Below are 14,486 nucleotides of genomic sequence, written 5' to 3' on the forward strand. Positions count from 1 at the left end.
GGCAAGGGTGAGGGGCGGTGCTTATGCGGTTTCAATCGCCTCCAGCTCCGCCAGAACCTCGTCCGTATGCTCACCGAGGCGCGGCGAGGGGCGGTCGGCACACAGCGGCAACCCGTCCATCATCACCGGCATGCGCACCGACGCGATCGGGTTGCCGGCCGCATCAGGCAGGTCGACGCGCATGCCGCGCGCGATGATCTGCGGATCGGCGAACGCGTCGGCGATCGTGTTGATCGGTCCGGTCGGCACGTTTGCCTTCTCGCAGGCGGCGACCAGATCGTCGCGGCGCCACCGGCGCGTCTTTCCCGCCAGCAGCCCGGTCAGCGCCGCCCGGTTTTCGACGCGCGTCCGGTTGGTCGCAAAGCGCGGAACGGCCGGCAGATCGTCAAGGCCAAGCATTCCGCACAGCCGCGCGAACTGTCCGTCATTGCCGACCGCGATGATCACGAACCCGTCGGCGGTCTCGATCACCTGATAGGGCGCGATGTTCGGGTGGGCGTTGCCGAGCCTGTTCGGCGGCGTGCCGGTCGCCAGGAAGTTCATGTTCTGGTTGGCCATCGCGGCGAGCATGACGTCCATCAGCGCGATGTCGATGTGCCGGCCCCTGCCGGTCTTCAGCGCGCCGATCAGCGCCGCTTCGATCGCCGCGACCGCGTAGACGCCCGAAAAGATGTCGGCGATCGCCACGCCCGCCTTCATCGGCTGGCGGTCCGGCTCGCCGGTGACCGACATGAAGCCGGCCATGCCCTGGATGATGAAATCGTAGCCCGGCCGGTCCCTGTAGGGGCCGGTCTGGCCGAAGCCGGTGATCGAACAGGTGACGAGGCGCCGGTTCAGCGCCGAAAGGCTGGCATGGTCGAGCCCGTGCTTGGCGAGCCCGCCGACCTTGAAGTTCTCGATGACGACATCGGCCGTCGCGGCGAGCCTGCGCACCGTCGCCTGGCCTTCGGGCGTCTTGAAGTCGACTGCGACCGAGCGCTTGCCCCGATTGGCCGCGTGGAAATAGGCGGCCGACAGCGGATTTCCGTCGGCGCCGGTGATGAAAGGCGGGCCCCAGCCGCGCGTTTCGTCGCCGCCATCGGGGTGCTCGACCTTGATCACGTCGGCCCCGAGATCGGCAAGCATCTGGCCGGCCCAGGGCCCGGCGAGCACGCGCGCCAGTTCGATCACCCGGATGCCGGCGAGCGGCCGGTCGGCGGACGGTTCAGCGTTCATGGTGGACCCCGGCGAGACGATGGTGCGCGATCACGTAGAACAGGGCGGTCGCCAGCGCCAGCGTCGCCGCGGTCATGTAGGCCGCCGTCGCGCCACCGAGCGGATCGACCAGCAGCACCATCGGCGCCGACAGGAACTGGGCGAGGAACACCGCCATGGTCATCATGCCCGATACCTGCCCCCGACGCTCCGGCGCCATGCGCGTGAACAGCCAGGTCGAGGCGTTGGGAAGGATGACGCCGGAAGCGAGCCCGACCAGAACCATCAGCGCGAAGATGACCGGCACGGGCGGCCGCAGCGACAACAGGGCGAAGGCGGCCGCGCACACAAGGAACGCCAGCGAGGCCATCAGCGGCGGCGGCGCCATGGTGCGGATGCGCCCGAAGACGAGCGCGACCGCACCGCTGGCGAACGTCATCACCGCGATGGCGCTGCCGGCGAGCGCGGCGCTGTCAATGCCCATGTCAGACAGCATGAAGGGCAGTTTGAGCGGGATGGTGAAGTAGATCAGGAAGTTGGCGAACGGCGCCATGCACACCAGCAACGCGAACCCCCAGGGGAAGGCCGCCATTGGCACGCTTTGCGCAGTGCGGGCCGGCGCCGGTTCCCCGACAGGAACCCTTGCCAGGATGAAGGGCACCAGAACGAACGGCGCCAGATAGATCGCGAACGGCGCGCGCCAGTGCAGATCGGCAAGGACGCCGCCCGACAGGATGAACACCATGCCGCCGAAGCTCATCGCCGCCGCCTGAAAGCCGAGAATGCGGCCGCGCTCGGCATCCGAGTAGAGCTCGGCGATCAGTGCCGTCGCCGCCGTCATGATCGCGCCGACGGCGACGCCGAGCACCAGCCGGGCGGCGATGATCGCGCCGACCGTGTTCAGGTAGAGCCCGGACGAGCCGGCGACGATATAGACGGCGATGCCGGCCAGCAGGATGCGCCGCTTGAACGTGCGGTCGGCGATCAGCCCGGCCAGCGGCGCAGCGATGGCGATGGCAAGCCCCGGCATGGTCAGGATCAGCGGCACGAACCGGTCGCCGCCCGGCTCGCCGGCGAAATGGGCGGCAAGGCCCGGCAGCGCCGGAGCGATCGTCGCGCCGGCCATCACGGTCAACGTCGCGCAGAACAGCAGCACCACCAGCGCCGGCAGCCTTGGGTCGCGCACGAGCGCCATCGACGGCGACGGGCTTTCAGGCGCGCTCAAGGCGGGCCTCCAGCCATGCGATCAGCCGGCCGGTGGCCGCCTCGGCGACGGTGCTGTTGAGCGTTTCGTGGCGCGTGTTCTCGAAGACATGCAGCGTGACGTCCTCGTAGCCGGCGCGTTCGAGGCGGGCGGCCTGCTCACGAACGGCCTTGCCCCCGTCGGTCGCCGGATCGCTGTCGCCACCGGCCAGAAAGAAGGGCAGCGTCCGCGCGGCCCGCGGGGCCTCGTCGACGCGTGCGCCTGCGAAGATCAAGGCGAACACGGCCTGCCACATGCCCACCGACGCGTCCCAGCCGCAATCGGGATCGGCGATATAGGCATCGACTTCGGCGTCGATGTCGCTGAGCCAGTCGAAATTCGTGCGCCGGTCCGGAATCGCCTTGGCCCATTGGCCGAAAGTCAGCGCCGGCAGCGCAAGCGAGGGCACGTCGCCGCCAAGCCGGAAACGCTCCCATTTCAGGATCGCCTGGGCTGCCCGCCCGGCAAGGCCGCCCGAGAAGTTGGCGTTCCACACCGCGGCGCCCGCCAGATCGCCCGCATGGCGCAGCGCGAAGTTCATCGCGATCAGCCCGCCCATCGAATGGCCGAAGATGAAGACCGGCAGGTTCGGGTGCTGGCGGTGAATGTGATCGTGGACCGCGGCGACATCGGCCAGAACCGTGTCGGCGCCGTCGCGATCGGCCGAGAAACTGCCCTGCGGCGCGTCCGGCGCTTCGGTGCCGCCATGGCCGCGATGGTCGTGCGCATAGACCGCGAACCCGGCCTGTGCGAGCGCCAGGGCGAACCGCTCGTAGCGGGCGGCATGCTCGGCCAGCCCGTGATTGATCTGGACGACGGCCTTCGGGCCACCTTCGGCCGGCTGGTGACGCACAGCGAGGGTCGCGCCGGTCGGCGAGGAAAGGGGTCGGGCCTGGGCAAAGGACGATGACATGGGACGCACTTGCCCGCTTTGCGCCGCGCCGGTCAAGCGAGGCGACCAGCCGATTGCCCTTGCCGGCGGTTTCGCCTAAGGAGCCGCAATTCCACCCCATCGGCAAAGCGGGAGCGCGCGCGTGGCACGCCAGTTCATCTATCACATGTCCGGCCTGTCGAAGGCCTATGGCGCCAAGAAGGTGCTCGAGAACATCCACCTGTCCTTCTACCCCGACGCCAAGATCGGCATCCTCGGGCCGAACGGGGCGGGCAAGTCGACCGTCCTGCGCATCATGGCCGGGCTCGACAACGAGTTCACGGGCGAAGCCTGGATCGCCGATGGCGCGACGCGCGGCTACCTGCCCCAGGAGCCGCAGCTCGACGAGTCCAGGACCGTGATGGAGAACGTCATGGAGGGCGTCGCCGACAAGAAGGCGATTCTCGACCGCTACAACGAACTGATGATGAACTATTCCGACGAGACCGCCGAGGAAGGCGCCAGGCTCCAGGACATCATCGACAGCCAGAACCTGTGGGATCTCGACAGCCAGGTCGAAATGGCGATGGACGCGCTGCGCTGCCCGCCCAGCGACTCGGGCGTCAGCCACCTGTCGGGCGGCGAAAAGCGCCGCGTGGCGTTGTGCCAGCTTCTGCTGCGCCAGCCCGACCTGTTGCTGCTCGACGAGCCGACCAACCATCTGGACGCCGAGACCATCGCCTGGCTCGAAAAGCACCTGCGCGAATATCCCGGCTCGGTGCTGATGATCACCCATGACCGCTACTTCCTCGACAATGTCACCGGCTGGATCCTCGAGCTCGATCGCGGCCGCGGCATCCCTTATGAGGGCAACTACACCGCCTATCTGGAAGCCAAGGCCAAGCGCATGGCGCAGGAGGGCCGCGAGGAGGCCGCTCGCCAGAAGGCGCTGTCGCGCGAGGCCGAATGGCTGAACGCTGCGCCGCGCGCCCGCCAGGCCAAGTCCAAGGCGCGCATCAAGGCCTATGACGAACTGGTCAAGGCGGCCAGCGACCGCCGGCCGGGCGACGCGCAGATCATCATCCCCGCCGGCCAGCGCCTCGGCAACGAGGTGATCGAGGCGGACAATCTGACCAAGGGCTATGGCGACCGGCTGCTGATCGACGGGCTCGACTTCAAGCTGCCGCCGGGCGGCATCGTCGGCGTGATCGGCCCGAACGGTGCGGGCAAGACGACGCTGTTCCGCATGATCACCGGTCAGGAACAGCCCGATGGCGGCGCAATCCGCGTCGGCGAGACCGTCGACCTGTCCTATGTCGACCAGAGTCGCGATGCGCTCGATCCGGACAAGACCGTCTGGGAGGAGATTTCCGGCGGCAACGACATCATCAAGCTCGGCCCGCACGAGGTGAACAGCCGCGCCTATTGCTCCTCGTTCAACTTCAAGGGCGGCGACCAGCAGCAGAAGGTCGGCACCCTGTCGGGCGGCCAGCGCAACCGTGTGCACCTGGCCAAGCTGCTCAAGGAGGGCGGCAACGTGCTGCTGCTCGACGAGCCGACCAACGATCTGGACACCGAAACGCTCGCCGCGCTGGAAGAGGCGCTCGAGAACTTCGCCGGCTGCGCGGTCGTGATCAGCCACGACCGCATGTTCCTCGACCGCCTCGCGACGCACATCCTGTCGTTCGAGGGCGACAGCCACGTCGAATGGTTCGAGGGCAATTTCGAGGACTATGAGGCCGACAAGATCAGGCGGCTGGGTCCGGAAAGCGTCAACCCGAAGCGCGTGACGTACAAGCGCCTGACGCGGTAGGAGGCGGGTATGACCCAGAATAGCGAGCCAGTAGAGGGAAGCATTGAAGAGGCGACCGAAGTTCCATCGGTGTCAGCGGATCCGGATGAGTTAATAGAAGATGCTATACCGCAGATAATCAGAGAGAAGTTTAGAGTCGCGAGCTATAGAAAGGCAGCCTCCGTACTTAGATATGGCTTGAATGAGGAGTTCGTGGAGATATTGGAGGCTCTTGAAGCGTTTGAAATAACGACAGAAATGATCCGCAGGCCAGGCGGTAATGAGTCTGAGGTTCCAAAGGTAATCTCGGCACTGCTGCGGCCTAAAGGTTGGAACGAGACAACGATCTCAGGCGACTTGCACATTACGCGAAGTTGGCGAGAGGCGGTTGTCAATAAAAACGGTAAAGTCGTGAGGGTTCCAAAGAGTGAAGTCTTCGTCAGAAAAAAATACCTAGATGGCCACAAGATCGACTATGTGAAGAATCGTGTGGCGTTTGACTTCGAGTGGAATTCAAAAGATCAGACTTTTGATCGCGACCTCTATGCATTTGCAGCCTTTGCTGAAGCTGGAGCGATTGATGCAGCTATCATAGTAACTCGCGACACATCACTAAATCATATATTTAGTGAAATCGGTCAAGCGCTTGACAAAGATGGAAATCCTGCGTTCGACGCAGCAGGTCAGCCGGTGCGGCTTTTGCCCAAATACGGTGCGAGCACAACTTGGTGGGGTAAACTAATCTATCGCTTGAACGCCGGTCGGAATGGCGGATGTCCTGTCTTGGCGTTGGGAATTAAGCCAGAGTGCATCTCCGATCTCAATGACTGGCGTGAGACTCACTCGGCCGCTTCCACCGACGAATTGTAGGGATATGTCTTCCAGGTCGGGCGATAGTCGTCGACGGCCTGGTCGCCCCAATAGGTCCATCCCGGTCGTGTTCCGCGGGCAAACAATTCGAGGTAGGGCCCCGGGGAGCAATCCTCAATCAACTCATACTGCTCATCGGGTTTGCGTGAGTGCTCCCGCTTGCGTGACTGGATCATGTTCACCTGTCTCCGCGCGGGCGGCAGCGTCCGGGCGTTCTTTCCTCGGACACCAAACAGGATGATCTCGGTCACGTTCCGGAAGTAAAACCCTACACCGCGCCCATCTGAGCCGCCGTCCTTGCGAACCTTGTGCCAGATTATGTTGGACTTGTATTGGAAGCCCCACGACTCCATCACGCGTAAGCCTTCCGGCAACAGAGCGTTTGGGACCCAGAGGTAAAGATGAGCCGTGTGTTCGGCAACGAGCGAAACTGGCAGGTCGCAGATATCATCCAGTGTCATCGTATCATATCGCGAAAGACGACGGTGCTCGGGTGCGATCTTTCCGGTCCGGTTCTGAAACCGCCAGGGGGGATCCGCCAGAATGGTGCTGAACGTATCGCCGCCCGTCCGCATGAGCAGGTCCTGTCCGGCGTTGCGGCTTTCAGCATTCATCTGTCAACTCCCACCGAAGAACAAAAGCAGAACTGCTTTGTCGAGTCAAGTTAGGCCGATTCGGTTGCCCGAGTCTGTAGACGGCGACTTCGCTACGGGGCTGTGATTCGGCAACGAGGCGGTTGGATCAGCAAAAAAGAAAAGCCGGACCGCTGGGAGGAGGTAGCGGTCCGGCTCAACACGAGTTGCAAGGGCGGGAGGAGGTGCCCTTGCAAAACACCTTCAGTAGGCGGCTGGGAGGAGGTAGCCGCGTTCCTGACAGACCGAATATGCGCCTGACCCGGCGCGTTTTCAAATGCGTTTTGTGCATTGCACATATGCATGGATGCATGGCTTTTGCGACGAAAGGTAGCGTCAGGACGCGAATTCGGGCGTCCATCCGCCACTTTGACGCGAATTCTGCCCATTTTGCAGGCATTGGGCATGCTTGAGCGGCAATCGCGTCGGCGCGCTGCTGTGCGTTGCAAAAGAAAATGAGGCACGTGCCTTGGCGCGATCCGTGCGCGTCGGATCCGTCGTCAGAATTCCCAGCTTCGCGCCTTTGCGAACAGGAAGTCGCGGAAGGCCTGCAGCCGGGCCGATGTGCGCATCGTTTCGGCATAGGCGAAATAGGTGTCGAATGAGGGCAGGGCCACGTCCTCGATCACGCGCACGAGCCCGGCGTCGCGCTCGACTGCATAGTCGGGCAGCATGGCGATGCCGACGCCCCGCTGCACCGCCCGCTTTATCGGCATGATCGAGTTGATCTCCAGCACCGCCTCGCGCTGGCGGCCCGGCTCGCAGCCCAGCGTCAGCAGCGAATTGAGTTCGAGCAGATAGTCCGGCGTCGGCTCGCCGAAGGTGACGATGCGGTGCTTGTCGAGATCGTCGATCGAGGTCGGCGCGCCGAAACGGGCAATGTAGCCCGGCGAGGCGTAGACATGGAAATGGACGGTGAACAGCCGGCGCTGGATCAGGTCGGGCTGCTGCGGCTGGCGCAGCCGGATGGCGCAGTCGGCCTGCCGCATGTTCAGGTCCAGCTCCTCGTTGGACAGGAGCAACTGGACGCGAATGTCCGGATAGAGCTCGAGGAACTCCTGCACCCGGTAGGTCAGCCAGCCCGAGCCGAGGCCGACGGTCGTCGTGATCCGCAGCGTGCCCGACGGCCGGTCGGTGGCGTCGACCAGCCGCGCCTTGACGTTTTCGAGCTGCAGATAGACGTCATGGGCGGTGCGGAACAGCATCTCGCCCTGTTCGGTGAGCACCAGCCCGCGCGCATGCCGGTTGAACAGCGGCGCGCCGATGTCCGCTTCCAGCGCCGAGACCTGGCGGCTCACCGCCGACTGGGAGATGTGCAGCTTCTCGCCGGCCTGGGTGAACGAACCGGCCTGCGCGGCGGCGTGAAACACACGCAGTTTGTCCCAATCGAGCGGCATTGCCGGACCTTCTTGCGAATTTGCCGGCGCACCGGCCCGGCCATCCTACCATATCGGCCTATTCGGCCGCTTCCATCTGCGTTTCCTGCATGGCGAGGAACTTCTCCGCCTCCAGCGCGGCCATGCAGCCGAGCCCCGCGGCGGTGACCGCCTGGCGGTAGATGTCGTCGGTGACGTCGCCAGCGGCATAGACACCCGGCACCGAGGTCGCCGTCGAATCGGGCGCTGTCCACAGATAGCCGTTCGGTTTCTGCTTGAGCTTGCCCTCGAACAGTTCCACCGCCGGCGCGTGGCCGATGGCGACGAAGACGCCATGGGTTTCCATCTCGGTGATCTCGCCGGTATGGACGTTCTTCAGCTTCACACCGGTCACCGCGGCCGGCAGCGCCGGGTTGGTCTTGGCGCCGACGATCTCGTCGAGCACGCTGTCCCAGACGAGCTCCACATTGTCCTTCTGGAACAGCCGGTCCTGCATGATGCGCTCGGCGCGCAGTTCGTCGCGGCGGTGCACCAGCGTCACCTTGCGCGCCAGATTGGACAGATAGAGCGCCTCTTCGACGGCGGTGTTGCCGCCGCCGACCACCACCACGTCCTTGTCGCGATAGAAGAAGCCGTCGCAGGTGGCGCAGGCCGAAACGCCGTAGCCCATGTATGTCTGCTCGCTTTCAAGGCCGAGCCACTTGGCCTGCGCGCCGGTGGCGATGATCAGCGTATCGCCCGTATAGACCGTGCCGCTGTCGCCGACCGCCCGGAACGGGCGTACACCCAGATCGACCTCGGTGATCACGTCGTGGCGGATGTCGGCGCCCACATGCTCGGCCTGAAGGCGCATCTGCTCCATCATCCACGGACCCTGCACCGGATCGGCATAGCCCGGATAGTTCTCGACCTCGGTGGTGATCATCAACTGGCCGCCCTGCTGCAGGCCGGCGACCATGACCGGCTTGAGCATGGCGCGCGCGGCATAGATGGCGGCGGTGTAGCCGGCCGGCCCCGAGCCGATGATGAGGACGGGTGAATGGACGGGCTGGGTCATGGCGGACATTCCGGATGGGAGAGTATCGGATTGCAGATAAGAAGCTCGTGGCCCCGATTGCAAGGGCGGGACGGGCTTCATCACAGGCTGGATGCGATGGCGGCGGGCGGAGCGGGCGACACGCGCGCCCGCGCTCCGGGGCGAAGGGACGGCCCGCCGCCGGCAGGCCCGCTGACCTAGACGAACTTGACGTCGTCGATCTCGTAACCGCGTGCGCCGCCGGGAGCCTGCACCTCGACCGAATCGCCGATGGTCTTGCCGATCAGCGCCCGGGCGATCGGCGAGGAGATCGAAATCTTGCCGGCCTTCACGTCGGCCTCCTGATCGCCGACGATCTGATAGACCTTCTCCTGCTCGGTGTCCTCGTCGATCAGCGTGACGGTGGCGCCGAACTTGACGATGTCGCCGCTCATCGCGCTGACATTGATCACGTCGGCGCGCGACAGAAGACCTTCCAGCTCGGAGATGCGGCCCTCATTGTGGCCCTGGGCCTCCTTGGCGGCATGATATTCGGCGTTCTCGGACAGGTCGCCATGGGCGCGCGCCTCGGCGATCGCCTCGATGATGCGCGGCCGTTCCTCCTGGGTGCGCCACCGCAGCTCTTCCTGCAGCTGGGCATGTCCCTGATGTGTCATCGGCACCTTGTTCATCACCATTCCCCAGTTCCGCGCCAGACCTCGAAAAGGCGCACGTTACCAAACAAAAGCGGCCCGCCAAGCAAAGAGCTTGCGAACCGCCGGTGTTCCCAGATCGCCCTTCATAGGCGATTTTCGGGGCGATTGTAAGTGGCAAACAGGGGCCGGCCTGGTGCAGGCTGGACGCAGCGGGAACCGGTATGCACGCAATGTCCGAAGTCCGAATGGCCAGCTTCAATCTGTGCAACTTCGCGCTGCCACGCGTCCACTGGCACCGGCGCGGGGCCGGCCGGACCTACACGGACGCCCAGTGGATGCAAAAGCGCCAATGGATCGCCGAAACACTCGCGGCGATCGACGCCGACATCGTCGCCTTCCAGGAGGTGGTTTCGGTCGATGCGCTGCGCGCACTTGCCGCCGAGGCCGGCTACGCGCATTTCGCCTGCGCGACCGAGCCGCGCTTTTCCAGGGACGACCCTGACATCTACGTCAATTCGACCGTCGCCATCGCGTCGCGCTTTCCGATCACGGCGAGCGCCGAGATCAAGACATTCGAGACGATCATCGACCAGACGCTGCTCGACCGCGCGGCGACCTATTCGCGCCGTCCCCTGCGCTGCGCCATCGACGTGCCAGGGCTCGGCGAGACGATCGTCTATGCGGCCCACTTCAAGTCGCAAGGGGCGCTGGTCCGCGACGCGACGATCGACGCGATCGCCGACTGGGACGAAAAGCTCGACCGGTTCTATGTCGAGCGCATGTATGCCGGCATCGACCAGGTGTCCAAGCGGGCGGCCGAGGCGGGCGCGATCTATCTGCAGGTGCGCGAGGATTTGCAGGCCGACATCGACAGGCCCGTGATCGTGCTCGCGGACCTCAACGACGGGCCCGGCTCGCACACGCTTGCGATCCTGACGCAGGCCCAGCCGATCGAGGACGGCATCGGCAGCGTGGACCTGGCCGACGTGCCGCCGGCCCACCGGTTCCGCCGCTACATCCACCGGCTCTATGACGCCTACGCCTTGCCGGCCCATGCCGACTTCGAGCGGCCGGTGACGTTTCACGCCGACCGGCGCTCGTCGGTGCTCGACTATGCGATCGTGTCGAACGGCCTGCACCCGCAAAACCCGAACGGGCGCGGCGCGGTGGTCGGCCATTCCGTGTTCGACGCCCATTTCGCCGCCGGCGCGCCGGCGGCGACCACCTCCGACCACGCGCCGGTGGTCGTGACGATCAGGGCGCGCCGGACGGAAGCGGGTTCACCCGTGATAGGCCTGTAGCGGCTTGACGCCCAGCTCCCCGCGGGCGAGCGCGGCGATCGCCTCGCCGGCCGCGACGGCGCCGGCAATGGTGGTGAAATAGGGCAGCTTGTGTTCGAGCGCAGCGCGCCGGAGCGATTTGGAATCCGACAGCGCCTTCTTGCCCTCGGTCGTGTTGATGACGAGCTGCACCTGCCGGTTGCGGATCGCGTCCTCGATGTGCGGACGCCCCTCGAGCACCTTGTTGATCTTCTTGGCGCCTACGCCGTTTTCGGCAAGAAAGCGCTGCGTGCCGCCGGTCGCCAGAACCGAGAAGCCGCGCGCCTCGAACAGCTTCGCGGTGGCGAGAATGCGCGGCTTGTCGTCGTCCCTGACCGAAATGAACACCGCGCCGGTCTTGGGCAGATCGGCGCCCGCCCCAAGCTGCGCCTTGGCGAACGCGATGGCGAAATCGTCATCGAGGCCCATCACCTCGCCGGTCGAGCGCATTTCCGGGCCCAGCAGCGTGTCGACGCCGGGGAATTTCGAGAAGGGGAACACCGCCTCCTTGACCGCGATGTGGGGCAGGGCGCCCGCGTCTGTCAGCCCGCCATAGGCACCGGCGGCATCGGACAGCTTTTCGCCGGCCATGATGCGCGCGGCGATCTTGGCGATCGGCCGGCCCACCGCCTTGGCGACGAACGGCACGGTGCGCGAGGCGCGCGGATTGACCTCGAGCACATAGACGATGCCGTCGCGGATGGCGAACTGCACGTTCATCAGGCCGCCGACGTTTAGCGCGCGCGCCAGCACGTTCGACTGCCGCTCGAGTTCGGCCACCATGTCGGCCGATAGCGAGTGCACCGGCAGCGAACAGGCGCTGTCGCCCGAATGGATGCCCGCTTCCTCGATATGCTCCATCACGCCGGCGACATGCACCTTCTCGCCGTCGCTCAGACAGTCGACATCGACCTCGATGGCGCCGGCCAGGTAGGTGTCGAACAGGAGCGGATTTGTGCCCAGCAGCGTGTTGATCTGGCCGGTCTTGTCGTTGGGATAGCGTGCCTTGATGTCCTCGGGGATCAGTTCGGGCACGGTGCCGAGCAGGTAGGAGTCGAGCGCTCCTTCGTCGCGGACGATCTGCATGGCCCGCCCGCCGAGCACGTAGGAGGGCCGCACCACCAGCGGAAAGCCGAGCTTGGCCGCGACCAGCCGCGCCTGCTCGACCGAATAGGCGATGCCATTGTCGGGCTGGGTCAGGTCGTGCTTGATCAGCAGCTTCTGGAACCGGTCGCGGTCCTCGGCCAGATCGATCGCGTCGGGCGCGGTGCCCAGGATCGGAATGCCGGCCTCTTCGAGCGCATTGGCGAGCTTGAGCGGGGTCTGCCCGCCGAACTGCACGATCACGCCGTGCAGCGTGCCCTTCGACTGCTCTACGGCAAGAATCTCCAGAACGTCCTCGACGGTCAGCGGCTCGAAGTAGAGCCGGTCGGACGTGTCATAATCGGTCGAGACCGTCTCGGGGTTGCAGTTGACCATGATCGCCTCGAAGCCCGCATCGGCGAGCGCGAAGGCGGCATGACAGCAGCAATAGTCGAACTCGATACCCTGGCCGATCCGGTTCGGCCCGCCGCCCAGGATCACCACCTTCCTGCGGTCGGAGACCTCCGCTTCCGAGCGCGGCTGGCCGGCGAACGGCATCTCGTAGGTCGAATACATGTACGCGGTGGGCGAGGCGAACTCGGCCGCGCACGTGTCGATGCGCTTGTAGACCGGATGGACATCGAGGCTCTGCCGGTGCGCCCGCACGTCGGCCTCATGCGCGCCGGTCAGCCCGGCGAGCCGCTGGTCGGAAAAGCCCATCGCCTTGAGCATACGCATGTTCGCCCCATCGCCGGGCAGCCCGTGCGCACGCACCCGCGCTTCTGTTGCAACGATCGCCTGCAACTGCTCTAGGAACCACATGTCGATGGCGCAGGCAGCATGGATCTCGTCGAGCGAAAAACCGAGCCGCATCGCCTGGGCGACCATGCGCAGCCGGTCCGGCGTCGGCGTGCCGAGCGCGGCGCGGATGGCGTTCTTGTCGTCGCCCTCGCCAAGGCCGGGGATTTCGATCTCGTCGAGCCCGGTCAGCCCGGTCTCAAGGCCGCGCAGCGCCTTCTGCAGCGATTCGGCGAAGGTCCGGCCGATCGCCATCACCTCGCCAACCGACTTCATCGCGGTGGTCAGGATCGGCTCGGCGCCGGGAAACTTCTCGAAGGCAAAGCGCGGGATCTTGGTGACGACGTAATCGATCGACGGTTCGAACGAGGCCGGCGTCGCCCCGCCGGTGATGTCGTTCTCGAGTTCGTCGAGCGTGTAGCCGACGGCCAGCTTGGCGGCGACCTTGGCGATCGGAAAGCCGGTCGCCTTGGAGGCCAGCGCCGACGAACGCGAAACGCGCGGGTTCATCTCGATGACCACGAGCCGCCCGGTGTCCGGGTTGACGGCGAACTGCACGTTCGACCCGCCCGTCTCCACGCCGATCTCGCGCAGCACCGCGATCGAGGCGTTGCGCATGATCTGGTATTCCTTGTCGGTCAGCGTCAGCGCCGGCGCGACGGTGATCGAATCGCCCGTATGCACGCCCATCGGATCGACATTCTCGATCGAGCAGATGATGATGCAATTGTCGTCGCGATCGCGGACGACCTCCATCTCGTACTCTTTCCAGCCCAGCACGCTCTCGTCGATCAGCACCTCGGTCGTCGGCGACGCATCGAGGCCGCGCTCGACAATCTCGAAGAATTCCGAGCGGTTGTAGGCGATCCCGCCGCCGGTGCCGCCGAGCGTGAAGGACGGACGGATGATCGCCGGCAGGCCGACCTCATCGAGCGCCTGGGCGGCAAGGCCCATCGCGTAGGTCATGTAGCGCTGCTTGCGGTCGGACGTGCCGTCCCGCCATTCGAGTTCGAGCGCGTCCAGCGCCGCGTCGAGCGCCTCGCCCGACAATTTATCGCGCAGCACCTTGCGCCGCGCCTCGTGCGCGCTGCGGTCCTTCTCCTTGATGTCGGAGGCGTTGACCAGCACCGAGCGCGGGCTTTCGAGCCCGATCCGGTCCATGGCCTCCCGGAACAGCTTGCGGTCCTCGGCCTTGTCGATGGCCTCGGGCGTGGCGCCGATCATCTCGACGCCCCAGCGTTCGAGTACGCCCATGGCTTTCAGCGAAAGCGCCGTGTTGAGCGCCGTCTGCCCGCCCATCGTCGGCAGCAGTACCATCGTCTCGTCGGGGCGTTCCCTGCGCTCGCGCTCGATGATCTTGGCGACCACTTCGGGCGTGATCGGCTCGATATAGGTCGCATCGGCCAGTTCCGGATCGGTCATGATCGTGGCCGGGTTCGAGTTGACCAGAACGATCCGGTAGCCTTCCTCCTTCAGCGCCTTGCAGGCCTGGGTTCCCGAATAGTCGAACTCGCAGGCCTGGCCGATGATGATCGGCCCCGCGCCGATGATGAGGACGGAGTCGATGTCGGTGCGCTTCGGCATGGGTTTCGGGCTCTCACTTGCACACAAACGCCGGTCGGTACGGCCGGCCGGCG

The 14,486-nt window shown here is 65.4% G+C and carries 11 protein-coding genes; 3 read left to right on the forward strand and 8 right to left on the reverse strand.

What is annotated here, in order from left to right; translation table 11 throughout:
• Positions 1 to 21: 21 nt before the first annotated feature.
• From E0E05_RS05015 to E0E05_RS05025, 3 genes are read right to left on the reverse strand one after another with little or no spacing between them, the layout of a single operon-like run.
• The gene (locus E0E05_RS05015) at positions 22 to 1,215 is read right to left on the reverse strand and encodes a CaiB/BaiF CoA transferase family protein (RefSeq protein WP_131615720.1); all 1,194 of its coding nucleotides are present in this window, start codon (positions 1,213 to 1,215) and stop codon (positions 22 to 24) included.
• A complete protein-coding gene (locus tag E0E05_RS05020) occupies positions 1,205 to 2,419 on the reverse strand; it encodes an MFS transporter (RefSeq protein WP_131615721.1) in 1,215 nt (404 codons plus the stop codon). Before E0E05_RS05020 ends, E0E05_RS05015 begins: the two co-directional genes overlap by 11 nt.
• Positions 2,406 to 3,350 carry an alpha/beta fold hydrolase gene (locus E0E05_RS05025; RefSeq protein WP_131615722.1) on the reverse strand — a complete coding sequence of 315 codons (945 nt, stop codon included), beginning with the start codon at positions 3,348 to 3,350 and terminating at the stop codon, positions 2,406 to 2,408. Before E0E05_RS05025 ends, E0E05_RS05020 begins: the two co-directional genes overlap by 14 nt.
• Before the next feature lie 121 nt (positions 3,351 to 3,471).
• On the opposite strand from E0E05_RS05025, the gene ettA reads away from it, so the two are divergent.
• Positions 3,472 to 5,121 carry an energy-dependent translational throttle protein EttA gene (gene ettA / locus E0E05_RS05030; RefSeq protein ID WP_131615723.1) on the forward strand — a complete coding sequence of 550 codons (1,650 nt, stop codon included), beginning with the start codon at positions 3,472 to 3,474 and terminating at the stop codon, positions 5,119 to 5,121.
• A gap of 9 nt (positions 5,122 to 5,130) precedes the next feature.
• A complete protein-coding gene (locus E0E05_RS05035; protein WP_210215761.1) occupies positions 5,131 to 5,970 on the forward strand; it encodes a BglII/BstYI family type II restriction endonuclease in 840 nt (279 codons plus the stop codon).
• On the opposite strand, the gene E0E05_RS05040 is transcribed toward E0E05_RS05035, so the two are convergent.
• The 4 genes from E0E05_RS05040 to greA form a co-directional block, all read right to left on the reverse strand.
• A complete protein-coding gene (locus tag E0E05_RS05040) occupies positions 5,940 to 6,584 on the reverse strand; it encodes an MT-A70 family methyltransferase (RefSeq protein ID WP_131615724.1) in 645 nt (214 codons plus the stop codon). The two genes, E0E05_RS05035 and E0E05_RS05040, sit on opposite strands and share 31 nt — an antisense overlap.
• 518 nt (positions 6,585 to 7,102) lie before the next feature.
• Complete coding sequence (locus E0E05_RS05045) at positions 7,103 to 7,999, reverse strand: LysR family transcriptional regulator (RefSeq protein ID WP_131615725.1); 897 nt, start codon at positions 7,997 to 7,999, stop codon at positions 7,103 to 7,105.
• Between the two features lie 58 nt (positions 8,000 to 8,057).
• On the reverse strand, positions 8,058 to 9,035 hold the full coding sequence (trxB, locus tag E0E05_RS05050; RefSeq protein ID WP_131615726.1) for a thioredoxin-disulfide reductase: 978 nt from the start codon (positions 9,033 to 9,035) through the stop codon (positions 8,058 to 8,060).
• A gap of 176 nt (positions 9,036 to 9,211) precedes the next feature.
• Positions 9,212 to 9,685 (reverse strand): transcription elongation factor GreA, encoded by a 474-nt coding sequence (greA, locus tag E0E05_RS05055; protein WP_131615727.1) that lies wholly within the window; start codon positions 9,683 to 9,685, stop codon positions 9,212 to 9,214.
• Between the two features lie 194 nt (positions 9,686 to 9,879).
• On the opposite strand from greA, the gene E0E05_RS05060 reads away from it, so the two are divergent.
• Positions 9,880 to 10,950 carry an endonuclease/exonuclease/phosphatase family protein gene (locus E0E05_RS05060; protein ID WP_158629275.1) on the forward strand — a complete coding sequence of 357 codons (1,071 nt, stop codon included), beginning with the start codon at positions 9,880 to 9,882 and terminating at the stop codon, positions 10,948 to 10,950.
• Here E0E05_RS05060 and carB read toward each other — a convergent pair.
• Positions 10,930 to 14,433: a carbamoyl-phosphate synthase large subunit gene (carB, locus tag E0E05_RS05065; RefSeq protein ID WP_131615729.1), complete on the reverse strand. Its 3,504-nt coding sequence runs from the start codon at positions 14,431 to 14,433 to the stop codon at positions 10,930 to 10,932. The two genes, E0E05_RS05060 and carB, sit on opposite strands and share 21 nt — an antisense overlap.
• Positions 14,434 to 14,486: the final 53 nt, after the last annotated feature.

The sequence above is a fragment of the Roseitalea porphyridii genome (assembly GCF_004331955.1).
Lineage (GTDB): Bacteria > Pseudomonadota > Alphaproteobacteria > Rhizobiales > Rhizobiaceae > Roseitalea > Roseitalea porphyridii.